The sequence below is a fragment of the Rhizobium sp. 01T417 genome (assembly GCF_056398905.1).
This window is the reverse complement of sequence record NZ_JBFTQH010000039.1, coordinates 97,298-120,429: the sequence shown is the minus strand read 5'-3', so window position 1 is coordinate 120,429 and position 23,132 is coordinate 97,298. Positions and strand designations below refer to the sequence as shown.

General features: G+C 57.5%; 24 protein-coding genes and 1 pseudogene. 3 read left to right on the top strand and 22 right to left on the bottom strand.

Going from position 1 to position 23,132, the window contains the following annotated elements; genetic code table 11:
* The 10 genes and pseudogenes from AC1DPR_RS26480 to AC1DPR_RS26435 form a co-directional block, all read right to left on the bottom strand.
* A pseudogene (locus AC1DPR_RS26480) lies at positions 1-211 on the bottom strand (carboxy-S-adenosyl-L-methionine synthase CmoA); the annotation flags it as partial.
* Between the two features lie 110 nt (positions 212-321).
* Positions 322-1,017, bottom strand: coding sequence for a phosphatase PAP2 family protein (locus AC1DPR_RS26475; RefSeq protein WP_477817506.1), 696 nt, complete (start codon positions 1,015-1,017; stop codon positions 322-324).
* A complete protein-coding gene (locus AC1DPR_RS26470; protein ID WP_477817505.1) occupies positions 1,014-1,367 on the bottom strand; it encodes a response regulator in 354 nt (117 codons plus the stop codon). Before AC1DPR_RS26470 ends, AC1DPR_RS26475 begins: the two co-directional genes overlap by 4 nt.
* Positions 1,368-1,414: 47 nt before the next feature.
* The gene (locus AC1DPR_RS26465; RefSeq protein ID WP_477817512.1) at positions 1,415-3,046 is read right to left on the bottom strand and encodes a phosphoethanolamine transferase; all 1,632 of its coding nucleotides are present in this window, start codon (positions 3,044-3,046) and stop codon (positions 1,415-1,417) included.
* Between the two features lie 182 nt (positions 3,047-3,228).
* Positions 3,229-3,891, bottom strand: coding sequence for a hypothetical protein (locus AC1DPR_RS26460; protein ID WP_477817504.1), 663 nt, complete (start codon positions 3,889-3,891; stop codon positions 3,229-3,231).
* Between the two features lie 228 nt (positions 3,892-4,119).
* Complete coding sequence (locus tag AC1DPR_RS26455) at positions 4,120-4,371, bottom strand: DUF1344 domain-containing protein (RefSeq protein ID WP_477817503.1); 252 nt, start codon at positions 4,369-4,371, stop codon at positions 4,120-4,122.
* Between the two features lie 188 nt (positions 4,372-4,559).
* Positions 4,560-7,211, bottom strand: coding sequence for an FtsX-like permease family protein (locus tag AC1DPR_RS26450; protein WP_477817502.1), 2,652 nt, complete (start codon positions 7,209-7,211; stop codon positions 4,560-4,562).
* Positions 7,211-7,882, bottom strand: a complete 672-nt coding sequence (locus AC1DPR_RS26445) for an ABC transporter ATP-binding protein (RefSeq protein WP_477817501.1) — start codon at positions 7,880-7,882, stop codon at positions 7,211-7,213. The genes AC1DPR_RS26450 and AC1DPR_RS26445 overlap by 1 nt, the downstream gene beginning before the upstream one ends.
* Positions 7,875-8,537, bottom strand: a complete 663-nt coding sequence (locus tag AC1DPR_RS26440) for an ABC transporter ATP-binding protein (protein ID WP_477817500.1) — start codon at positions 8,535-8,537, stop codon at positions 7,875-7,877. The genes AC1DPR_RS26445 and AC1DPR_RS26440 overlap by 8 nt, the downstream gene beginning before the upstream one ends.
* Before the next feature lie 9 nt (positions 8,538-8,546).
* Positions 8,547-9,149: a hypothetical protein gene (locus AC1DPR_RS26435; protein WP_477817499.1), complete on the bottom strand. Its 603-nt coding sequence runs from the start codon at positions 9,147-9,149 to the stop codon at positions 8,547-8,549.
* Positions 9,150-9,732: 583 nt separating this feature from the next.
* Here AC1DPR_RS26435 and AC1DPR_RS26430 point away from each other — a divergent pair.
* Positions 9,733-10,578: a MipA/OmpV family protein gene (locus AC1DPR_RS26430; RefSeq protein ID WP_477817498.1), complete on the top strand. Its 846-nt coding sequence runs from the start codon at positions 9,733-9,735 to the stop codon at positions 10,576-10,578.
* Positions 10,579-10,596: 18 nt separating this feature from the next.
* Here AC1DPR_RS26430 and AC1DPR_RS26425 read toward each other — a convergent pair whose 3' ends face one another.
* From AC1DPR_RS26425 to AC1DPR_RS26380, 10 genes are all read right to left on the bottom strand, one after another.
* Positions 10,597-10,917 (bottom strand): EamA family transporter, encoded by a 321-nt coding sequence (locus AC1DPR_RS26425; RefSeq protein ID WP_477817497.1) that lies wholly within the window; start codon positions 10,915-10,917, stop codon positions 10,597-10,599.
* 41 nt (positions 10,918-10,958) lie between these two features.
* Positions 10,959-12,113 (bottom strand): peptidogalycan biosysnthesis protein, encoded by a 1,155-nt coding sequence (locus tag AC1DPR_RS26420; protein WP_477817496.1) that lies wholly within the window; start codon positions 12,111-12,113, stop codon positions 10,959-10,961.
* Positions 12,100-12,909 (bottom strand): alpha/beta hydrolase, encoded by an 810-nt coding sequence (locus AC1DPR_RS26415; protein ID WP_025659640.1) that lies wholly within the window; start codon positions 12,907-12,909, stop codon positions 12,100-12,102. Before AC1DPR_RS26415 ends, AC1DPR_RS26420 begins: the two co-directional genes overlap by 14 nt.
* Positions 12,899-13,771: a fatty acid desaturase family protein gene (locus AC1DPR_RS26410; protein WP_477817495.1), complete on the bottom strand. Its 873-nt coding sequence runs from the start codon at positions 13,769-13,771 to the stop codon at positions 12,899-12,901. Before AC1DPR_RS26410 ends, AC1DPR_RS26415 begins: the two co-directional genes overlap by 11 nt.
* Positions 13,768-14,118 carry a DMT family transporter gene (locus tag AC1DPR_RS26405; RefSeq protein ID WP_477817494.1) on the bottom strand — a complete coding sequence of 117 codons (351 nt, stop codon included), beginning with the start codon at positions 14,116-14,118 and terminating at the stop codon, positions 13,768-13,770. Before AC1DPR_RS26405 ends, AC1DPR_RS26410 begins: the two co-directional genes overlap by 4 nt.
* Positions 14,115-15,068, bottom strand: a complete 954-nt coding sequence (locus AC1DPR_RS26400; protein ID WP_477817493.1) for an arginase — start codon at positions 15,066-15,068, stop codon at positions 14,115-14,117. The genes AC1DPR_RS26405 and AC1DPR_RS26400 overlap by 4 nt, the downstream gene beginning before the upstream one ends.
* 4 nt (positions 15,069-15,072) lie before the next feature.
* Positions 15,073-16,485, bottom strand: coding sequence for an aspartate aminotransferase family protein (locus AC1DPR_RS26395; protein WP_477817492.1), 1,413 nt, complete (start codon positions 16,483-16,485; stop codon positions 15,073-15,075).
* Between the two features lie 13 nt (positions 16,486-16,498).
* Positions 16,499-17,182 (bottom strand): MtnX-like HAD-IB family phosphatase, encoded by a 684-nt coding sequence (locus AC1DPR_RS26390; protein ID WP_477817491.1) that lies wholly within the window; start codon positions 17,180-17,182, stop codon positions 16,499-16,501.
* 132 nt (positions 17,183-17,314) lie between these two features.
* The gene (locus AC1DPR_RS26385) at positions 17,315-18,682 is read right to left on the bottom strand and encodes an ATP-binding protein (RefSeq protein ID WP_477817490.1); all 1,368 of its coding nucleotides are present in this window, start codon (positions 18,680-18,682) and stop codon (positions 17,315-17,317) included.
* On the bottom strand, positions 18,679-19,344 hold the full coding sequence (locus AC1DPR_RS26380; RefSeq protein ID WP_477817489.1) for a response regulator transcription factor: 666 nt from the start codon (positions 19,342-19,344) through the stop codon (positions 18,679-18,681). Before AC1DPR_RS26380 ends, AC1DPR_RS26385 begins: the two co-directional genes overlap by 4 nt.
* A gap of 12 nt (positions 19,345-19,356) precedes the next feature.
* Between AC1DPR_RS26380 and AC1DPR_RS26375 the strand changes: the two genes are divergently transcribed.
* Together AC1DPR_RS26375 and AC1DPR_RS26370 are read left to right on the top strand one after the other, a co-directional pair.
* Entirely contained in the window at positions 19,357-19,818 is a 462-nt protein-coding gene (locus tag AC1DPR_RS26375; protein WP_477817488.1) for an aldo/keto reductase, read from the top strand.
* A gap of 249 nt (positions 19,819-20,067) precedes the next feature.
* Positions 20,068-21,078, top strand: coding sequence for an iron ABC transporter substrate-binding protein (locus tag AC1DPR_RS26370; protein ID WP_477817487.1), 1,011 nt, complete (start codon positions 20,068-20,070; stop codon positions 21,076-21,078).
* Between the two features lie 52 nt (positions 21,079-21,130).
* Here AC1DPR_RS26370 and AC1DPR_RS26365 read toward each other — a convergent pair whose 3' ends face one another.
* Positions 21,131-21,427 carry a hypothetical protein gene (locus AC1DPR_RS26365; protein WP_477817486.1) on the bottom strand — a complete coding sequence of 99 codons (297 nt, stop codon included), beginning with the start codon at positions 21,425-21,427 and terminating at the stop codon, positions 21,131-21,133.
* A 203-nt stretch (positions 21,428-21,630) separates the two neighbouring features.
* Positions 21,631-22,989: an IS5-like element ISRsp18 family transposase gene (locus tag AC1DPR_RS26360; RefSeq protein WP_018860159.1), complete on the bottom strand. Its 1,359-nt coding sequence runs from the start codon at positions 22,987-22,989 to the stop codon at positions 21,631-21,633.
* Between the last annotated feature and the right edge of the window lie 143 nt (positions 22,990-23,132).

Below are 23,132 nucleotides of genomic sequence, written 5' to 3'. Positions count from 1 at the left end.
GGTTGGACTGAGGCTGGGCAAAGTCCCGGGCCAACTCGCAAACCATCCGCTGCATCTCTCCGTAGAACGGGACAGAGCGGCTCACCATGTCATCGAAGACATTCGCGACGGTGGAGTTGAACGAGAAATCCTCAACAGCATTGCGTTCGCCGGCAAACACCTCGTCACGTGAATTCGTATGCAGCACAAGACGGCTAGACTGGTCGGTCATATCCGCTCCAAATATATAGCAATGTCAAATGGGCGTGCTTTTTCCCTGCACACCCGGCGCGCGGCGATCTGGTCACAGTTGCCTGACGGCTACCTGAAAGGGGTTGCTAGTCACGCTTGTGATGGGAAAAATCGCCTGAATAAGAGCCAAGACCCGAAGGTCCAGAGGGAGCCCGCGCACCATCCGAAGACGACGTCGGTCGGATAGTGGACGCCAAGGTAAATTCGGCTGAGGCCTATGGTGCCTATCAGGGCGCCGGCAATGACGAAGACATATGCCTTTTGAGCCGGCGCACGCAGAAACCGGCACGCGACAATTGCCAGTGCCAGATAGGTTGCCGCCGAAACCATCGCGTGGCCGCTTGGAAAACTCGCGTCGCCGACCGCAACCAAATGGGTGACTACGTTCGGGCGGGGCCGCGCGGCCCATAACTTCAGGGTGTTGCTGGAAAGCCAGCCGCCGGCAAGCGCAACACAGAGGAACAGGGCTTCCACAGGTCGGCGCGAAATCAAGAGTAGACCGATGGTGGTGAGCGTGATGAACAGAAGAACGGCCACGCCACCGAGGCTCGTAAAGTTCACCATCGCCGTGGTGATCCAGGCGGGTCCGAGCGGCAGGGCAACATCGTCCGCGTGCCTCAAAGATAGTAGGAACGCCTGGTCCCAAGCCAGCGTGTCGCCCTCACCTACCTCAACTGAGAAGTGGAAGAGAGCCGCGGCAGCCAATAGCAGCAACGCAAAGGGTATCGCCCGATAGGCGACTTTCGAGACCAATCGTTTACGCGCATTCTCATTCGCACGCATCATTGCTTAACCCGCCTCATGCGTGATGAAAGCTCGTCAAGATCGAAAGGTTTGACGAGGAAATCGTCCGCCCCTCCCTTCATTCCCGCGAGTCGATCGCTGTATTGGTCCTGCGCCGTCATGATGATAATTCGGGTCTTGTCATCTACCCTTCGGATATCTTGAAGGAGCGACAGGCCATTGCCATCCGGCAGGCGTAGGTCGAGAAGCACCAGGTCATACTTCGTCGATGTGAGCCGACAGGCAGCGTCCTTGAGGCTCACACACCAATCAACGCGATGCCCATCGGCCACCACATGGGCCGATACCGCGTCCCCGATGTCGAAGTTGTCTTCGACGACAAGCACATTCACCGGATCGCGTTCCTATGTTTTTTGTTGCGGTTGCATGGTCACGATGTTCAAGAATTTCCACTCCTGCACTTTGCGAACACGTCGAGCCGTTTGTCGTAGACGGATGTTCCAACATTCATCATGCCGAGCACGCTGTGAAACAGGTTGTCGTGAGACGTCGCGGTCGTCGCCTCTTTTCGGAGGCACGCGGTGTCCAGATCCATCGATTTGGTGAAGTCGTTGTCAAACCATGTCAGGAACGGCACGTGCGTCTGCTGCGAGGGAGCGAACATGTATGGTGCTCCATGAAGGTACAGCCCCTTTTCGCCGAGCGACTCCCCGTGGTCGGACATGTAGATCAGGCCGCTGGCCATCTTGTCCGAACGAGCCTTGAGACGATCGATGACGGTCGAAATGAAGTAGTCGGTGTAAAGGATCGAGTTGTCATAGGCGTTGACGATTTCCCCGGTCGAGCATTTGCCAAGCTCCGGAGTGCGGCAGTCGGGAACGAACTTGCCCTGGTGTTCGGGATACCGAAGATAGTATGCGGGACCGTGGCTGCCTAACTGGTGAAGAACTAAAACACTGTCGCCTTTCACGTGGTCCAGCCAGTCGTCAAGCTTGTCCAGGAATATGCCATCCAGGCACTCGCCGTCCTGACAGAAGCGTGGATCCTTCGAACTCGCCAGATCGACGTATTTGATCCGGCTGGCGACTCCCTTGTCCCCGGTATTGTTGTCAAACCACGCAACGTCAATGCCAGCGTGAGCTAACACGTCTACAAGCGTCTCGTTGGCCATGGCCTTGGCGTGAGTAAATTCCGATCGGGTAAACCGCGAGAACATGCACGGAATTGACGTCGCCGTGGCCGTGCCGCAGCTCGTTGTGTTAGGGAAGTAGATAACGTTTGCGGCCTTCAGCCGCGGATTGGTTTCCCTTTGGTATCCGCCGAGCGAGAAATTCTCTGCACGGGCGGTCTCCCCCGCCACGATAATCGTAACCCTCGGTTTGTTGATCGGTGCCGTGGATGGCTTGACCCTGGCATCTGCTCCGACGGTCTCAACAACGAGCGATGCCTCTTTTCCCGCACTCATGAAGTAGCGTGCAGTGCTCACAATCGGCGTAACCGGATTGAAGCTCTTTGCGATGTCCCGTCGTTCCCTGACGGCTGCAGTGTATTCCCGCGAGTAGGTCACACCACAGATCCCAAAGATGGCGAGAGAGGTGAGGATCGCGGCAAGGTTCCAGAAGACCTTTCGCATGAAAGGACGGTGATCGACCTTTGCCCAGATTATGAGCAGCGACGGCACGATACCGAAAACCGCGACATGCACAACGAAGTCGGAGTTAATCAGATGGTGCGCTTCCGCAGGAGTTGTTTCCATCGCGTTGCGGATCATGTCACTGTCAATGACCACCCCGAATGTGTCGGTGAAGTGGGACGCCACCGCGGCGACAAGGACAAGGAAGATCAGAAAGGGCTTGATGAGGTACTTGGTCGAAAAGGGCGTAATTGCGGCCACAAACAGTGCCAGCATCGCGAGATACAACACCCAAAGCGGACCGCTGCCGCTCCCGAGATAGTCCGTCGCCTTTTGCCAGAATGTGTTGTTGCAGAAAACAAGGATGTAGCAGCTTGTAAGTATGCAGAGCGGGATGCTGCCGATTTTCGGCCGCAAGGAGCTCATGTATGCAGGCATTTTCGTCAATTTTACCTCTCCAACGCAAATGTGCGTTTTGGAGGGCATTACTGACAGTCACCTGAAATCGGAAAAGATGATTGCAGAAGCTGCCGCGCCTTGGACCGGGCGCGCCTGATCGAGGGACTTGCGCGTGCTGGACGTTGGATTGACCTCGAGAACCGATCGCTTACCGGTGCCCCTCAATCTGCCTGCATGTAATCCGCAACGCTGTAGCAATGGCTCGCCTGATAGGCGTTCCGCCCCCGGTTCATGTGCGTCAGGTTGAACGTGCGAATGGCGCTCAGTACGCGGCGGCTTCTGAGAAATTTGCGGATCGAGACAGAGCCGCGCACATTGATGCCGAGAATGTCCGCACCACGCGGGAAGAAGTAACTGACGTGCTCTGGCATCGCGACACTTCGCTCGAGAAAGTGTTCGTCCACCCGGCTCGGCGTTGCTGAACCATCTGTAGTGAAATCCGAAAGATGCACGATGACTCGGGCGCGGATATCGTCACCGTGGGCATAGAGCGTGAAGAGCTCCATCCAGCTCGCATTGACTCGTATGAGCGGCTTGTCCGAGGTGGATGGCAGACAGGAAACCGACCAGTAGTAGCGCTCGGTCTTGCGCATGATCGGAATGCAGTTTGGACCGTATAACCCGAGAATCTCCAGCAGTTGCCTCGCTTGCGGGCGACTGAGGAGCTTCTCAAATCGAGCGACATATTTGAAGCGCTGTTCAAGGGATTCCGGGCGCTCGCCCGCGTCCAACAAGTCGATCTTGCCCGCTATCCAATCGCGCTGCTGCGCAAGATCGAGAAACTGCCCCACACCGGTTGTTCCTGGGCGTGATGTCGCGCCCATGTCAGACGCACTGCGAAATTCGTATGCTCGTCATCGTCCGGCTCCTGTGTTCTCCCTAAGGATTTACCAAGTCCAAGCATCATACCTCGCCGATGATAAATCCGGAAAGTCTGCGCGACCACGATCAGAGAGTCACATGACCGCTCGTCGTTTTGGGAACGGCTCAAGACCGGTATTCCTAACTTGCTTGTCTCGACGTCGCCGGAGCGTTCCGCTGGTTACGGGGGCCTATGGGACCGCATGGATAGCTGTCACCAACAATTTTCCCGCCTTGCCCGAATAGACGACCTTAACCTTTTCCCCAACCGTAAGCGTTTCGGCCTCGATGCCCTCAGGCAAAGTAAAGGTCTTGCCATCCGTCATCGTAATCGAGTCATGGCTCTTGTCGATCGCCTTGACGGTGCCCGTCAGTTCCTTCGCGAGGCCCGCTATTGTCGACGCCGCCAGAATCAATGCTATGGCGATGATGTGTTTCAGCATATCTCAACTCCTGTCCTCTAGCATCTTTGTCCCGACGGGTCCGGGGCGGCCACCAACACAGCCCTTTCAGGCACCCCCGCATAGAGACGACTGACACAGCTTGGTCCGCTTTGCTTACGGGCGCATTTCTGGAAGCTTACAGATCGGTAAGTGTGGCGGCGAAGGGGTTAGGGCACACACCCAGAGGCTCAAAAATCCCTGAGATACTCTACGTCATGCCCTTGTGGCGGTCTTGCGGCGATCACCGCCACGACGACAGCCGCGACCACCAGGAAAAGGACGATCCCCAGATAGCCGTACGGTATCGATAGAGCATCGGGTGGTGGATCAAATACGCCCGTCAGCAGTTTCACCAGCATCAAGGCTGCCGCAAGGCCGGATACCAGACCGAAAATAATCCCCAGAACAACAACGAGGAGCCCTTCGCTCCACAGAAAAGCCGACAGCTGCGAACGCGTAGCGCCGATGGCGCTCAGAATGGCGAAGTTCCTCCGCTGCTCGAAGAGCCCAAGCGCCAACATCAAACCGCCAGCTGCGGCGGCCATCATGACGGCGAATGCCAGCTCGATCGTCGTCAAGCCGGCGAGATCGACAGCCGTCAGGCTCGAACCGATTAGGTGCGTCGCCTGACTGATATCGGTGATTTTCATGGACGGATCGTTTGCAAGGAGGGACGAAGCCCGCGAGGCCAGAATTGCCGGGTCGCCCTTGGCGCGCATCAATACATATTCTGACGCTTTCGAGCCCGTCCTTTCCGCAACGTAGCGGGCATTGGCCACAAGGAAAGAGTCTTTTGGCGCGGTCGGAAACTCGCGTGCCACTCCGATGAACCTGAATGGTACCGGATGATACTGACGATCTCGGGCATCCATCAGCCGAAGGTTGATCACGTCGCCCTGCTGCAGTTGGAAATCCTGAACCGTTTCCTCCGACACGAGCACCCCGTCTGGTGTCGCGGCCAGTTTGGCGAGTATCGTTGCGGCGTTGCCACCGCTGAAAAAGGCGTCCGAAAGACTCGTTGCACGCCCAACGTGCTGGGGATCTACACCAAAGAGATCCTGAAGATCGGTGCCGACATAGGCGAAGCGATGCTGCATCGGTTCGGCCGCCGCGGTGTCCGGCAAGGCCGCGAGCGCGGCCAGATGCGTGTCGGCGGGCCTTTCTGACGTGCCGAATACGGTGACATCGGCACCGTTGGTGAGCTCTGCATCAACACGCGCCTGTGCATTGTAGGTGAAATTGAAGGTCGATGTCGAAACCGCGAACGAGATTGCCAGCGTGGTCATCGCGATACCTCCGGTGAGCCGGCGGGCTTGCCTCGACAATGCGGCGGCTACGATTGGCGCGAGCGCACCACAGACCGGCCTTATGAGGGTTCGAAGAAGCGAACCGTTGCCCGCGATCACGCTGTTTGACAGCCGCAGCGCCAGGAGTGCCAGCCCAAGCCAGAACAAGGCGGGCGAGACGAACGCATTGTAGTCTACTGCGGTTGCCGCGACGCCCTCTGGCGCGAGCACGATCTGGTATCCGGTGCTTTCCGCTTGCCAGAAGAAAAGAGCTGCTGCCACAAGCAGCACCCCGTCCAACCAAAGCAGTTTCCAAAGTGGCTCTCCGGGCTTGTCCACGACGCGTCGAGCCGCGCTGACGGTACTCATGCGCATATCGCGCCAAGCAGGATAGAGATAGGCCCCAAAGCCTGAAAGGAGTCCGGCAATGGCTACAAGACCCAGGATAGAACCGCTCACTCCCGGAGCCATACTCTGCCCAGACATTAAGGGGCCTAACCATAAAGCTGCGGCAATTCCAAGTACGGTGCCCGCGACTGCGGCGACCGTCGCCTCGGCGGCGGATAAGATCAGGATCGTACGGGAGCCGGCGCCACGAACACGCAACAGCGCCTGCTCAACGCGACGGCGCGCAGCTCCTGATGACGTTATCGCGAAGGTCAGAACCAGGGCCAGCGCGATACCCGGCAGGCCAAGAAACAGAAACAACACGGAAACGAAGCGCGCATCCTCGCGCACCGCCCCGAGGCGCGAGCCCAGATTATCTGCGACGAGCGCCTGCCCCGCGACTTTTGCTTCCAGGTTTCTTGCGGCACCGGTGACAAACGTGAAGGCCGACACGGGGTCCGCTGGCAGGCCGTCGTGAGCAAGCTTCACATGCACCTGTTGACGGATGGTATCAGGACGCGCCGTCGCCTGGAGATGGAACGCTTGTTCCCACTCGACCCGCGCCAGCACCAGCACGTTGTCCGGAGGCGCCTGCGGAGCCGCCTGCGGCGGCAGCCCCACGGCCTGGAACAGCGAATCCGCATCTGGGAGGTCGATCACCCCGGCGACCTGCACCGTCAGCGGGGGAAGCCCTATCCGCTTGATCACGACGCTGTCACCAGGCCGTACATGCAGGTTTGCTGCGGTCTGCTGTGCGACGAGGACGCCGTCGCGATTGCCGGATAGGAAGCGAATTTCCATCGGGAAATCGTGCAGATAGTTGTCGTCGAAGGCGATCACTTGTCCCGGCCCGGTCGTCTGGACAGTGCCGCCGGTGCTGGCTTCGAATCCGGCGACATCGGCATAGCTAGCCAGGTGCGCCACCCGGGCGGGCGTCGCTTGATCCATTGCCTTTCGTATCAGGTCCGGATTCGCGCCCGTCACAACTTGGACCTGCCAGTCGATCGGCACGGTCGATATCGCACGGGAGGTCATGGATGACCCTGCACTTACCAGGAACAGCGCCAATACGGCAAGAAGCGCCACCGTCAGCGCAATTCCTAACGCTGAGCCCACAACGCGGGTGGGCCGGTGGCCGAGTACGCCTCTGATCCACAGAACAAACATCACGCCACTGCTTTCATTTCGCTGCGGGTAAGCCGGCCATGCTGTATTGTCCAACGAAACCGCATCCGCGCCGCAATCGCTTCGTCATGTGTGGCAACGACGAGGGTTGCCCCGATCGCCTCAAGGTACTCCAGCACTTTGTCCACGAAGAGCTGCGCCGTGACACCGTCCAACTGTCCGGTCGGCTCATCGGCCAGGACGAGTTTCGGTCGAAGGGCCAGGGCGCGCACCATCGCGACCCTTTGCGCCTGACCGCCCGACAGATCCTCCGGCAGCTTGTCTGCAAGCCCTCCAAGACCGAAGAAGGACAAAAGCGCGTCGCTGCGGTCGGATACGGAACGCTGTCCGGCGAGGATCGCCGGCAGGTCGAGATTCTGTGCCACCGTCAAGGCCGGAAAAAGGCTGGGCGACTGGAACACGACGCCAATCCGGCGTGGACGAAGCTGTTCGATAGTGCCTAAGCCCGGCCATTCAATCTCGCCACTCGTCGGGTGGTCCAGTCCGCCAAGAATATGCAGCAAGGTGGTCTTGCCTGAACCCGAAGGGCCCGCCAGGACGATACGATCACCTTCCCGGATCTCGCAGTCCACATCGCGCAACACGGACAGGCGCTCGTCGCCGCTTGAAAAGGTCCGGCAGATTTTCCGGCAGATCGTCAGGATGTCAGTCACCCTCCACCCTCCCATCGTGCAACCGGATGATCCTGTCAGCCTTTCGTGCCAATGCGCTGCTATGGGTCGCAAGCAAGGTAGTGAGGCCGTTGCGGCGTCTGGTTTCGAAATGTTCGATCAGTCGCGATTCCGTGTCGGCGTCGACTTCGGCCGTGGGCTCGTCGGCGACAAGGATCGGCGGATTGGCGGCTAGCGCAACGGCAAGACCGGCCCGCGCCGTTTCACCGCCGGAAAGCTGCGTGACGTAGGAATGCGCGCGATGCTGCAGCCCTACCATCTCGACCAACTGACCAACGCGCGCACGATCGGCCTTATCGGCCAATTGCATCTGTAGGTGAATGTTTTGCGACACGTTGAGGTGCGCGAATAGATTGCCCGACTGAAGCAAGATTCCGAAACTCGTGGCGCGGATGCGCGCCCGTACGGCCTCGGATTGCCGGGTCAGGCGCATGCCGCACACCTCAACATGCCCTCCATCGGGCTCGTCCAATCCCGTGAGACATGACAGTAGCGTGGACTTGCCGCTGCCGGAGGGCCCCATCAAGGCTACAAACTCGCCCGGTGACAGGCATAGGGAAACGCCGCGCAGCGCAAACGTCTCGTCCTCGCCTGTGTGGAAGAAGCGGTAAAGTTCATGCGCAACCAGCAAGGACATCCAGGCTCCCTACTTCCACTGGAACGACTGGGACATCAATTGCCACTGATCGACATTGTCCGCGCCCTTCGGTGCGTAGAGTTCGAGTGTGACCAGCTTTCCGTCCTTGAAGTAGAGATAGCGCTCGTTCTCCAGCCGAATCTGCTTGTTGGTCACGGCGTTGGGTTCCGAGTTCGACGTATAGACGATGCGGATCGCTGAGCCCGCCGGCAGCTTCACGGCATTGACCGATGCTACCGTCACAGCTCGCTCGGTGGTCTTGAGATTGGGCACTTCATTTGCCTTGACGTTCTCGACAGTCGGCGCGACGGCGGCCTTCGAAACCTTGACGATCACACCATCCAGCTTATCGACGAAACTCGCGCCGTCGGCGCGATCGGAACGCGCCCAACCTTCAGGGACCTTCATAGCGAAGCCTTGGGACGACGCGTAGTCGATGAAAACCTGCGTATCGGGAATGTCACCCGGGGGGTTCTTTTCCGCCTGAACGGCCTTTTCGGCGGACAAGGCTTGCGAACCGGTGGCAAAGGGTGGAACAAAGCCAAGGCAAGCAGCCGAGAAAAGCACGGCCGCAAGGATCGTCCGGGCCCTATTGGTAGCGATGTTGCTCATGGATGCGATCTTTCATATCAAGGGACGCCCCATTTTAGGATCGCTAGTTTACGGACGGTTCGCTGTATTTATACGAATCTGTAAGCTCTCGTGATAACGCCCCGCGGCTTGATACGCCGCCTGCCTTCGCAGCGCCGGGAAATTGTTACGACCTCAAACCAGCTCTGCCTTCCTCCGGTCCTGTCGCTACGCAATTCATCTAAGCAATGGAAGAGCAAGGTCATGTTCGCTTCACGACGTCGCACGATCGGTGATGCCGGTCAAAATTTACTAATCCGTATAGTTGCCGACAGCTTATCGAAAGGTCTGGGATCCAATATCACGAAACCATGATAACTCGGAGCCACGGTGGAATGCCTACTGCCGCCTTTCACTGAGATTACGAATTTGTAAGCTTGAGGGCATTGAGAGCGCCGCGCAAGCTTCGCGGCGAGCCCTCTTCGCCAACGATATCAACAAGCTCCGCGACGAATAATCCGCCGATAGAGAGCCACAGGCAACCAATGCGCAAACGCAGGCCGTGGCGCGGCTTATGATTGCGCTTGTGAACAGCACCCTTGCGGCAATATGCTGAAACTAAACGATGAAGCGGGTCACAGTTTTGCGTAAGACAGCCACCGGCTTATTCACGGGTGCAACGGCCTTTTGGGCAGTCGTCTCGCAAAATGCCTTTGCCGCCGATGCTTCAGCACCAACAGCCTCGTCTCCATCGACCTTTGTCATCACGCTTGGTGGCGCGGTCGAATATGGCCCCAAGTTTCCGGGTTCTGGTCACGACGCCTTCAGCGCCCTTCCTTCCTTCGACATAAGGCGGTTCGACGAGCCGGACGAAAACAGTGCTCCCGACGACAGCATCAGCTATGGACTCATCGATCTCGGCGGCATTGAAATCGGCCCTGCCCTCGGTTTTCGCGACGGTCGCTCTCAATCCGACGACAGAAGACTTGCCGGACTTCATGATGTTCGTTGGGACGTAGATCTTGGGCTCTTTGCGCAGTATTGGGCGGTGCCCGACCAGTTGCGTTTCAGGACGGAAGCGCGGCAGGCGGTTTCGAACGGAAGCGGCCTAGAGCTCGACCTTGGGGTGGACTGGTTCCAGCCGCTGAACGAAAAATGGACACTGTCGGTCGGCCCACGCGTCTCCTATGGCAACGGGGCGTTCATGCGAAAGTACTTCTCTGTCACCTCCGACGAAGCGGCGCGAAACGGCAGTTTGGCATCGTTTGATGCAAGCAGTGGCTTCAAGTCCGTAGGGCTGTCTGTCTCGGCAACCTACGACTTCAGCCCCACGTGGAGCCTCCAGGTCTACGACCGCTTCGATCGGCTTGTAGGCGATGCGGCGGCAAGCCCGATCACGTCGGATTTGGGCAGCCGCAACCAAAACATCATTGGCGTTTCTCTCAGCAAGTCGTTCAGTGTGAGTTTCTGACAGCGCCGGTGAGTGCTTTCACCGAACGCGACCTGGGTGCGCAACAATGCACCATATTCCCGACAATACAAGACAACTTCCGATGAGTTGCATCGAAGAAACATTCTCCGAGAAAACAAAGAAAGCAACGGCCATGATCAGGACGTAGCTCAAGGCCGAAAGCGGAAATGCCTTGCTGAGCTCCAACTCTGCCAAGACCCGCAGCCACACGAAAAAACACAGAGCTTCAGCGATGACTGCTGCGACAAGCCAGTGCGAAGACAGCATTCCGATGATCCAGTTTGAGGTTGACGCCTGCAAATCTTCGGCCGCTCGCTTGATGAAAAGCTGCTGAAGCACGTTCAGGATCGGAACGACAAGCCAGATGGGCCGAACGCTCTTCAACCGCCACCTCCCTCTTCGCCCGGACTAAGAAGCGCAGCAGCAAGCTGAAGGATCGATTGAACGGCCCGGTTGCGGTGGCGAAACAGCATGACGTTGGACGTTAGCTTGCTGCCCAAACGAACTTTGTTTGCATAATAGGCCTGACCGCTTTGATACCGCCGGATTCCGTGGCGAAGGCAGTATTCGATATTGGTGAACCAGCTCAGATAATAGAGATTGAACGACCTTCCCCGATCCGCATCCATGCAGAAGAACTTGTCCACGAGGGCGTATCCATTGTGGATCAGGAGATTAGCGGCCAGTAGTTCGTCGCCGACAAAATACAGTGCGCAGAATGAGCGTCCTCTCATCTTTGTCAGAACCCCCCGGAAGTAATCCGGCGTAAGCTCTTCGAATTGCCATTCGCTTCGCTCGCGCGTCTGTCGATAAAGGGTAGCCACTCGTTCCAGCACGCCGTCGAGCTCGCTGCGATATTCGATCCGGACGTGTTCGCGCATGCGCAGCTTTCGGCGCATGTCCTTGCGTGTCCCCGAGGAAAGCCGCGCGAGATAGACATCGGTACTGTCGAAATCGATATCGAGGTGTGCCGTTGCCATCCCGCCGGCCATCGCGTAGCCGTGCCCCTTGAGCACATCGTCGACAACAGGATCGAGTGGTTTGGGAATGTCTTTCAGCGCGGTCAAGGAACACCGCTGGGACGCCGCATGGTCATGGAAAGCCTTGAGCAATCGTTGGAGCAGCTCTTCGCGCCCGCCTGTCGGGACGCGCGGGCTGAATCCAATGGCACCCGTCTCCGTGCAGGGTGAACCGAGGCAGGCAAGGCGCAATTTCAGGAAGCCGGGGTAGACCTTGCGGACACGCTCGATAACTGCATGGAAGACACCCGCCGGCAACGTCGTTTCCATGCCGTAATTGCATAGGAACGCCGGCATCGTGGCCATGACATCCGGCCCGTCGTAAACAACGACATAGCACCACGAGAAGCCCTCGATACCAGCGTTCTCGACCGCCTCAAGATAGTCGTATGTTTCGACCTCGTGGGGAAAGCAGGCATTCCAGGCGTCGCGCCCGATTTCGCGAATGCTGTGCGCAACAGTCGCTTTGTATGGATCGCCAGGGTTCGCAGCCACGATTGGGTTAGACGCCAGCATGATTGGCCTCGAAGAAATCAGCGGTCATGGTCACGACCTCGCGGTGTTGGCGATCGACATGAATCATGTGGTAGCTGTCATCAAGCCAGCGCAGCTCGGATGGCCCTCCAAGATGAGCTGCGATGTAGCGCGCGTGATCCGGGCCGCTTAGATCGTCCTGCAGCGAATGAAGGACGAGTGTGGGCGTTTTCATCTTGGGCAGCCTTGCCTTGAGGCTTCGCCCAAGCTCATGCATTTCGATGAGCCCGCGGCCGGGAAATGTTTCCAGCATCCCCTCGCCGATCATGTTGGAGACCATTCGACGCATGCGCTCGTCCTTAATGCCGAGCGACGTGGTTTCACGGAAATTCAGACGATCGATAAACGGAATCAGCGAGATCCACCTGATATGCGGGGAAAAGAGCGCGTAGTAGCGCGGAACATCCCAACCGTCGTAGTGAAAGCAGGGCGAATAAACCGCGACTGCGTCGATCGATCCAGGGTTACGATCCGCAGCCATCATGGCCAGTTTTCCGCCTACGCAGATACCTGCAGCGAAAACCGTGTCCACGGTGGACGCGAGCCAACTTGCGCTTGCCTGGACACTTTCCAGCCAATCTTCCCATCGCGACCGGCGCAGTGCGGCTTCGCTGTCGCCGTGACCGGCCAGCAAAGGTGCAAAGACGCTGTAGCCTTTCTTGTGGAACTGACGGGCCACGAGCCGCATCTCGGCGGGTGCGCCGGTCAATCCATGGATCAGCAACACCCCCTTGCCGTTGGTGCCTTCGAGATGAAAGCTTAACCGATCAGCTGACATGCGTTGTCTCCACGCGGCGATTTTCCCGGGCCATGAAGCCGAGCGCATGACAGGTCCCGATTACGTGCGTTCCCGCCGCGACCTGTTCTGCTCTGATCCGCTCGTGCAGCTCTTTCAGCTTCGTCCAATGTGTCTTGGGCCGATAGTGATGCTCGGCGTGATAACCGTTCCCGAACCAGAGCCAGTTATAGAAGCCCTTGTGGCTACTGACCCCCCAGGCGATCGGCTCGTCGGGATCACCATTCAGATGCTCGTAATAGCCGTTCAGAGCCGAAAGGCAGTTGCCGAAATAGTAGAAGGGCACGAAGAAGAATGTCGCCCGCCAGTCGTAAATCAGCGCGAGCACTACCATCAAGACGAATGCTGCTAATTCAAACCTAGCCCATCGGGCAAACCCCGGCCGTTTGCTGGCAATGGCTCGGTGGATCTCACCGAGATCGTCCCGAAAGAAGCTCAGGAATGTATAGGAAAGCACGTTTTCGGGCTGACCATTCTTGCCGTATTTGTAGATCGAAAGCAGGTCGACAGTGTTGCCCGCATGGTCCGGCCTATCGCTGTTGCCGGAATGATGACGCATGTGTACCCAGTGATAATAGGATTGGGAGAAGCCGATCGTGACCGACTCCAGCAGACTGAAACCATAGTTTATCCATTTAGGCTTGAAGTACGGGGTATGGATGAAGTTGTGCGATATGCTGTTGATGTTCCAGGAAATGGAGACGGCATAAAGCACACCCAGCACAGCGGACATCCACAACATGCGACTTTCAAAACCAATAATGAGATAGAGGTTGAATGCCAGGTGAGCGATTGCCGCGAGAACCGGCATCAGGTCCCACTTCGAATGCGCAAAAATCTTCATAGCCCAGTCACTCCAACGCAAATCACGCCGGCGGTCACAAGAGCGAGCCCAACCGCGCGATGACTATTGATCGGTTCCTTGAAGATGAGCGCCCCCGCCAAGGCAATCGATGCGTAGCTGGACGCCATCAGGGGGAACGCAGTGGACAACGACACATGTCCAAGCACGATCGTCCACATGCCGAGCTCAACGGACCACAACACGAGGCCAAGCCATATGACCGGCTTCTTCAAGGCAGTCGTCAGTTCAGCTGCCGCACCGCATTTGAAGCAGATTTCCCTGCCCGTCTCCGCCACGACGCAGAATGCGATGGCACCGGCCATTGGTAGGCTTAGATCGCCCTTCATTGCATTCCCTCCTCTAGGACTTCCATCAGAGCAAGGTTAGCCGAGCTGTTGATATTCCTGCTTGACTGAAGGTTAGAACGCTGGAGGGGTTGATCAATCAGCGCTTCGGCGCGTTTGATCGCTCTTGCCCACAGGCCACCCCCGTATTTGGGCGCCGAGTAGTCCCCGGTAACGTCCGCGCCAATGATGCGATGGCGCTCAGCAATGTTGCTTATCAACCAGAGGACATACGGCAGCCGCATGGAGCCCTGGTCCCAATTTGTCACCGCGTCGGCCGCGGAAAGAACGTCCTTGTCGATCGTCACATACACGGCCTCGGTCTTGATACGGGCGAGCAACCGATCAAGGAAGTTGGCCTCGCCAAACTCGACGATCGACTTCCAGTGCAGTGAACCACATAGCTGTTCGAAGCTTGGTCCCGATCCATATACGGCTCTCACGCGGCTTGGCGGGTGCGCAAATGGGTAGAGCTCGAGACGCCCATTTGCCAACGGCAAGAGGTTGGCTCCCTTTCGCTCCGGTGAGCGAAGATCGCTGCTGCAGACACCGACCGTTATGACCTTGGCGACCAACGGGTTAGCCAGAGCGCTGTTGACCCACGAACCACAATGGATGCCGCCTTCGAAACGAACCCAATCCGGATGGTTGTCGAGATGAATGACCGTAACCGGCTTTGATTGCTGCTCAAGCGCAAGCCCGAGCAACAATGCCGACACATGATGGAAATCACCCGACCCCATCAAACACAGCCGCGGTTTTCTGCGGCTGTGCGGGTGCGCTATGGCGATGTCACGCCACAGCGCGTCAAGCGATGACTGGCGCCCCCAAAGCCGGACTTCACGCCCGATGGCCTTGTCGTTGAATTCGCGCGCTCCCGCACTCACGCAGCAATCGACAAAATCCGGTTGCAACTCCAGGGCATCGTCGAGATGAAGGAGGAGGAGTTGCAAGACGCTATCTCCGCTCCGCACGTGAGAGGAGCTGTCCCAGCAATTCGATTGCCAGTTCAATTTCCTCATGTGAGATCAGCAAGCTCGGTGCGAGCGTGATGACGTTCTTGTGGTAACCACCGACATCAAGAACGAGCCCGTATTTCCTTCCGTTGGTGATGAGGTCTCCCTTCATGCCCTCGTCGCACATCCAGTCGAGGGTGGCCTTGTCGGGAGTGAACCCATCGGGTCTGCAGATCTCCAAACGCAACGCAAGGCCAAGTCCGTCGACTTCACCGACGATCGAGTGCTGCGACTGGAGATCCTTCAGCCCCTCCAGGAAATGAGCGCCCTTTTGCATCACACTCGTACCGAAATCGGTCTCTTCGACCATCTTCAGTGTTTCCAATGCGACGGACGTTCCCATAGGATTGCTTGCAAAGGTCGAATGAGTGGATCCCGGCGGGAAGATTGTGGGATTGATCAACGCCTCCTTTGCCCAGATTCCAGACAATGGGTTCAGACCATTCGTAATGGCCTTGCCAAAAACCAGAACATCTGGCGCGACGTCAAAATGCTCGATCGACCAGAGCTTACCGGTTCGGTAAACGCCCATCTGAATTTCATCGACCACCAGCAGAATGCCATGTTCGTCCAGAACCTTCTTCAATTCGCTAAAAAAGTTCATCGGTGGAATGACGTAACCGCCAGTGCCCTGAATCGGCTCTATGTAGAACGCCGCATACTCGGACTTACCCGCCTTCGGATCCCACACACCATTGTATTCGCTCTCAAAAAGGCGTGCGAACTTGCGCACGCAATAATGTCCGTACTCCTCCTTCGACATCCCCTTCGGGCCCCGAAAGTGATATGGAAACTCGATGAACTGCGCACGTTCGCCAAAGTGGCCATACCGGCGGCGATAGCGGTAGCTTGATGTGATCGAAGTCGCCCCCAACGTCCGACCGTGATATCCGCCTTCGAAAGCGAACATAAGGCTCTTGCCGCCCGTGAAATTGCGAACGATCTTCAGCGAATCCTCTACCGCTTGCGAGCCACCAACGTTGAAATGGACGCGGCCCTTGTGCCCGAATTTTCGTTCGGCATCCTGAGCAATGAGTGTCGCCAGTTCGACCTTTTCGCGATGCAGATATTGAGAGGCGACCTGCGGCAGGCGATCAAGCTGCCGATGTGCCACTGTATTGAGGCGTTCGTTGCGGTATCCAAAATTGACCGCCGAATACCACATTTGAAGATCAAGAAACGGCGTTTCAGCCGCGTCGAAGACAAACGACCCCTCACAGGATTCGAAGAACTTGGGCTTGTCCGTGTAATGTACGGTATCGCCGTGGGAGCAATATGTTGCCTCCAGTTCCCTTAGCTGTTCCTCTGATGAAACGGCATCGGAATTGGCGGCGAGCTTCAGAGATGAGCGCATAGGTATCCTCTTGTCATGCAGATTGCGTCATCGGCATCCAGAATGGCTGCCTTGACGGGTTTTTGACGATGGCTTCGACAGCGGTGAGAATGTCAGCGAAGTTGTCGTAGGAGGTAAAGGGAATGCGGTTCTGTTCGCAGTAGGTGGCAAGTTTCGCCTTGGCGAAGACGAGGGGCGTTTCTTGCACCGCACAGAAATCGCTGCGGCCATCGCCCACGTAAAAACAGCTGTCGGCCCCATCCAGAACGGCGCATTTGCATACGCCCGCACCGGCTTCACAGCGCGGGCTTGCAAACGGTGTGGCAAGGGAAAAGGACGCCGGTCCCGCTTCGGCGTGGATGACCAGTCGGTTTGCCACAACCTTGACGTCGGACAGACCGTTGTTGGCCAAGACACGCTTGATGAAGTAATCGACGCCGTCGCTCACGATCGTGAGGCGAATGCCGTTAGCGTCGCAGAAGTGTTTGAATGAAGCAAAGTCCGGGTCGACTTCCACGTCGTCGAGTAGCCTGTTGAGACCACTGATTGTCGTACGGACCAGCGCGATCTGGCGGCGCATGCACTCGGCGGAGCTTATGTGCCCCTCTACCCACTCCTTCTCGATGTCCCGCCACTGGGGAGGCGCAAAGCGCTCAAGTACTAAGTCTGTTACGTCTTCACTCGAAATGGTCCCGTCGAAATCGCAGAATGCCTGCATCAGGCTCTCCTTCTATCGTGTGAAGGAGCGTGTAGCGTCGCAAGCTGAAGGCAGGATTAGACCAAGATGAAGCCAAACTGAAATCTGCAGAATTTGCGATTCCCGTAAGATTTTTACGCTTATACTGTGTGCCTAGGGCTTTGGGATCGCCATCTCGAATCGTAATCCGGCACCCCAGGTGGGGACCAGCAGGCTGATCTCAATTTCCAGCCTGCGTGCGATATCGGCGACAATAGGTAGTCCGAGTCCCGTGCCATCTCGATCGCTGGCATGCAGGCGGTTGAAGCGCTGGAATGCCGCCTGGCGTTGCTCGGGGGCAATCCCCGGGCCCTGGTCGCTTACGGAAAGAAGCCAGCGCTTTGGTCGGTCCTCGATCCTTATGTCGATCTTGCTGCCCGTGGGCGAATACTTGATGGCATTGTCGAGCACGTTGTCGATCATCACGCGAAGCAGCGACGCATCGGTGTGAACGAGGGCATGATCGTTGCCGTCCAACTCGAGCGCGAAGCCGCGACTGTCGAGGACACCTCCGAAGTCCGCGACTGAGGAGGCGGTGACGTTTTGAAGGTTGACCGTTTCCAATTGGACCGGCTGATGGCTTACACGCGCGAGCCCCAGCAGTTGCTCGGTCATATGCATGGCGCGCTCATTGCTGGACGTCAGGTCCTTCAGCAGCGCTTGCCGCTCTTCGCTCGAGTCGGCACGCGCAAGCAGCTGAAGCAGCAGCTTGATGCCTGCCTGCGGGGTTCGGAGCTGGTGAGCGGCAAGGTCAGAGAACCTACGTTCCATGGTGAGCGACCGACCGAGCTTCTCCAGGAGGTTGTTCAAGGCCGTTGCCAGTGGCACAAGGTCCTTTGGAAGACGCTGCGTCGAAATGGTGGAAAGATCGTCCGGCGTGCGAGATCTGATCTGACGGACAAGACCGCGAATATTGCTCAGTCCGCTGGCAATACCCAACCAAATCAGAACCGCGATGACGGGGATCAGAACCAGCAGCGGAAACGAGAGGTTCAACAGGATTTTTTCGACGAGCCCTTGCCTGAGACCAATCTTCTCCGCGACCTCGATCGTGATTTTCGCGTCTGGAATTGGCAATGAATAGACGCGCCACAGCTCATTATCGTACTGGTAGTCTGAGAACCCCTCCTCGAACCGCTTGACGGTCTTGGGGAAGGCATTGCTGCTGACAATAGCCAGATCATCCCCCCTCCATGAGCGAAAGGAATGAGCATCGGCGTAATCGTCCGCATCCTCATTCAGCGCGAGCTGATTATCCATGTTGAAATCAAGATCAGGGATCTGGAACGTCGGCTTCTGAGCCGATCGCGTTAACGGACGATTGAGCAGCGACCAGATGACATTGGCGTCATTGATCAGTTGTGCGTCATAGATGTTGCTGATTTCGCGTGTGGCGCTTCTGTATGCAAATACCCCGACAATAGCGATCGTTATGATCACGGTGGGTAGAATTCTCAGGAAAAGTCTTAGGCTTAGCGTCACGGCGTCGTCCGCTCGATCATATAACCCACGCCGCGGATCGATTTGATAAAATCTGTGCCGAGTTTCTTTCGAAGACTGTAGATAGTCACCTCGATCGTGTTGCTCTCCACCGCCGATTCGGCGTCATAGAGCGCGTATTCGATATCGGCCTTCGTGACATATCGACCGCTGCGCTCCATAAGAAGGCGAAGCAGATGAAATTCCTTCGCCGGCATGTGCAAATGCGTTCCGTTCCGTCGGGCAACCATGGCCGCGGGATCGAGCTCAACGTCCGCACATCGGATCGTCGGCTCCACCCGGCCGTCTCGCCGTCGAATGAGCGCGCGCAGCCGCGCGAGCAATTCGTCAAGGTCGAAAGGCTTTATGAGATAGTCGTCGGCCCCCTCGTCCAAACCTTCGACACGATGCTTGACGCCGTCCAGAGCGGTCAGCAGCAGAATGGGAATTCCGTCGCCTCGCGCACGAAGTGAACGCACGACGTCAAAGCCGCTCATCGCCGGAAGATTCACATCCAGCACCATGGCGGCGTACTCGTTGTCGCGCCGCGATAAAAGGCCGGCTTCGCCGTCGCGAAACCAATCGACACCGTAGGCGTGCTTTTCAAACGCACGTGTCAATGACGAGCCGAGAATCTGGTCGTCTTCCACCAGCAATATGCGCAATGTCGTGTTCTCGTGTTGATCTCTGGTCTACTTGTTCGCCCAGATCTGGGCCGAAATCGGACGAAGCACCCAATCCGGGAGCGGCAGACTGGGCGGCTGGCTCAAACCTCCACATCGCCGAACAATGAACGCTCGTCTCGAAGAGCGACGGCCGAACTTGATGCCATGCGCAGCTCGATCCCACGGTTTGCACCTGATGCTCTTGCCGCCAATCAAAGGCTCGTCGACCTGATCAGGGCGATCGGCGAACGACACAACGCGACGCCGGCGCAGGTGGCCCTCGCCTGGCTATTGGCGCAGAAGCCCTGGATCGCACCCCTGTTCGGCACCCGCAAGCTCGAGCGTTTCGACGAGATTATCGGTTCGCTGGATGTTCGGCTGACGCCCGAAGACCTCCACGACATCGAAGCGGCAAAGGTGAAGATCGAGGGTGCACGCTATCCTGACGAACACATGAAGCTCGTGGGGCTTTGAGAGGCCGACGACGAGTGCCGCTGGTGGGACTCAAAGCAAACGAAGGTTCGGATGCCTCCGTTCTCCAGACGCTGTATCAGGAAATCGCGTGAGTGGTCGGGATCGAGCGCTGGCCCCTACCGCAAACCGTTTCCGGCTAATTATCATCTCTTGAAATTAACCTGAGTATGCTTGACATGTTTTGCGGTTTGCCGTCCTTGGTCCAAGGGAAGCAATTGATTTCCAGCACCAACGACATAGGAGTTTGAGATGAACAAATTTGCACGCAACAGCCTAACCGCGGCCGCCTTTTTCGCGGCAACCAGCCTTTCAATCGGAAACGCACTCGCACAGGGCGCTGAAGGTATTGTTGTTTACAACGCCCAGCACGAGAGCCTCGGTAACGCCTGGGTCGAAGGCTTCACCAAGGAAACCGGCATCAAGGTCACAGTCCGCAAGGGCGGCGACATGCAGTTTGCAAACCAGTTGATCCAGGAAGGCAACGCTTCCCCGGCCGACGTGTTTCTAACAGAGAATTCACCCGCGATGGCACTCGTGGATGCGGCTGGTCTTTTCGCCCCAGTCGACAAAGAAACACTCGGGCAGGTCCCGGCGGAGTATCGTCCTGCAAGCGGCACGTGGACGGGCATCGCGGCCCGTTCGACGGTCTTTGCCTATGACAAAACGAAGCTCACCGAGGACAAGCTACCGAAATCCCTCGAGGAGTTGGCTCAACCATCTTGGAAAGGTCGTTGGGGCGGTTCTCCCGCAGGGGCAGACTTCCAGGCGATCGTGGGCGCGCTCCTTCAATTGAAGGGTGAAGCTTCCACCTCTATCTGGTTGAAAGGAATGAAAGAAAACGCAACGCCTTACAAAGGAAACAGCGTTGCGATGAAGGCCGTCAATGCCGGTGAAATCGAAGGCGCGGTAATCTATCACTACTACTGGTTTGGCGATCAGGCAAAGACCGGCGAGAACAGCAAGAACGTCGCTCTCCACTACTTCAAGAACCAAGACCCAGGCGCGTTTGTAAGCGTTTCCGGTGGCGGCGTTTTGAAGTCCAGCAAGCATCAGAAGGAGGCGCAGGCATTCCTGAAGTGGGTTACCGGAAAGGGCGGGCAAACCGTCTTGAAGGACGGCGACTCCTTCGAATACGCGATCAGCGGCGACGCGAACGCCAGGCTCGTCCCCCTCGCAGACCTCAACGCTCCGAAGGTCGAGGCGTCCAAACTCGACAGCAAAAAGGTGGTCGAGTTGATGACGGCCGCCGGCCTGCTCTAAAAATCAACGCGGCCGCCTACTCGGGCGGCCGCCCATTCGCTTAAAAATGCTACTATTCGCAGACGCGAACGCTTTCAGCGTGCCAGCCCCCGTCATAGGCATTCTCGACGCGGCGGTCCTCATACCAACAGCGCGGCTGCGGGGGACCACGATCGACATAACGTGGCTCATTGTTGTTCAGGATCGCACCTCCCACCAAACCACCGATAACTCCGGCGGCGATGCCACCTGCCACTGCGGCTCCAGTGTTATGGTGGTGATGTGATCGAGCGGACGCCGTGTCCACGACACCGATTCCAGTGCTCGCGGCAACTACCGCTACAACCGCTGACAAAACTAGCTTCTTCATTTTCCATCTCCAGAATAGATAAGGTCGGTCCGGCACTTGTTGCGACTCCTTGAACGCCAACTGCCGGTTATTCTGAAGAAGGAACGCACAAAGCCCCCTAAATTGTTCCATGCGATTTTCAGGGAATCGTTAGTTAGGCGTGCAAATTCAATATCATACGAGCGTAACCGAATAGAAATGAGTCGATCGTGAAGAACTCGCTTTCAGGCAGGTTGTTGCGGCATCGGTCGGCTCTGGAACGTGAGGAGGAGTGCGGCGAACAGACACAAAAGTTGCCTGAACCATCGCAGCAGGAGGGAGAAGTTGTATCCGGCGGCGGCCAGAACGGCATTGACGGCATCCCCCTGTTCGCCAGCGAGATAATTCCGGTCCATTCTGTGTTCGCTCTTGAGGTGTCCAATGACGGGTTCGACCGCCGATCGTCGTCGCATCTGGCGCTTGATGGCGGGTGTGAGACGGCGCTTCTGGCCACTGGTGAAGACTCTCAGCTTGTGACTTTCGGGAGCATTATGGCCGCGGTATCCAGCATCGGCCAGAATGCGGGAGAGCTCGTTGCCAATCATCTTTTCCATATCCGGAATGACGGTCGCGAGCGTGTGGCCGTCGTACGGATTACCGGGCAGCGCCGCTGCGTGCAGGGCGAACTGCCCGCCCTTTGAACGGTTCAGTGTTGTGGCCACGGACACCTTCACTCCGAACTCATAGGGCTTGTGCGCCTTGCCTTTACCAATGCACTCGACCTCGTCGGCATGCAGGCTGTAGATCTTGCGGCCACGCTGACGTTGCCGCTGCGCGATGACCGTTTTTGCCTGATAGAGCGACCATTTGAAGATCGCGTCGAGTTGTTCGTCGCCGGCGATCTGACGTTCGACGTCGCGAACGGTCCGGCCGAGATAGGTCTTCAACTTGCGCAGCGCCTTGCCGGCCCGTTTGAATTGCTTCGCATGAGCGTAGCGCTGGTGCTGGATCAGGGCGAATTTACCGACCCGAATATAGGTCTGGCGCAGATCAAGCCCCATTTTCTTCGCCAGCCGCACCAGCCGTTCGCGCGCCCGGTGAATAAGCTTGGCATCCGTCGGGAACATGACGTTCTTCGGTTGAACGGTCGTGTCCACGATCACCTGCCGCGTATCCTGCGGCTTCATCGCGCCTGTCTTGACGGCCACGGCCAGGCTCTCCTGCAAGAGCGCGCCGATCCGTTCCTCGCCCATGCGCTGCCGCCAGCGCGTCATCGAGGAGCGGTCGAACGATAGTTCGTGACGAAAGAACTCCTCGCCGCAGAGGTACTGAAAGTAGGGGTTCTCCACCCAGCGCTCGCACAGCGCCTCGTCCGACAGGTTGAACGTGTGCTTCAGAATGGCCAGCCCCGCCATCAGCCGCGTCGGCAATGGCGGCATGCCAGCTCCGTCCGAATAGACCGTCCCAAAGCGGGCTTCCAACACAGGCCAGTCAATAGCCTGCGCCAGACGCACAAGTTCGTGCTTCATGTTGATGATCTGGTCGAGCCGGGATCGGAATAAATCCTGTTCACCCGTTTGGCGCCGTTCGCGTGGTTTACCCATTCCTGGCTCTCCGATTCACCGCGATAAACCCAGTGAATCACGCTTCGCCAACCAGGGAAACCTCAAACTGATTTGCAAGGAAACAGCCCGTTCGGTGGCTGTTTCCGGCAATTAGAAGATCTGCAGATCCTTCGATTCCTATG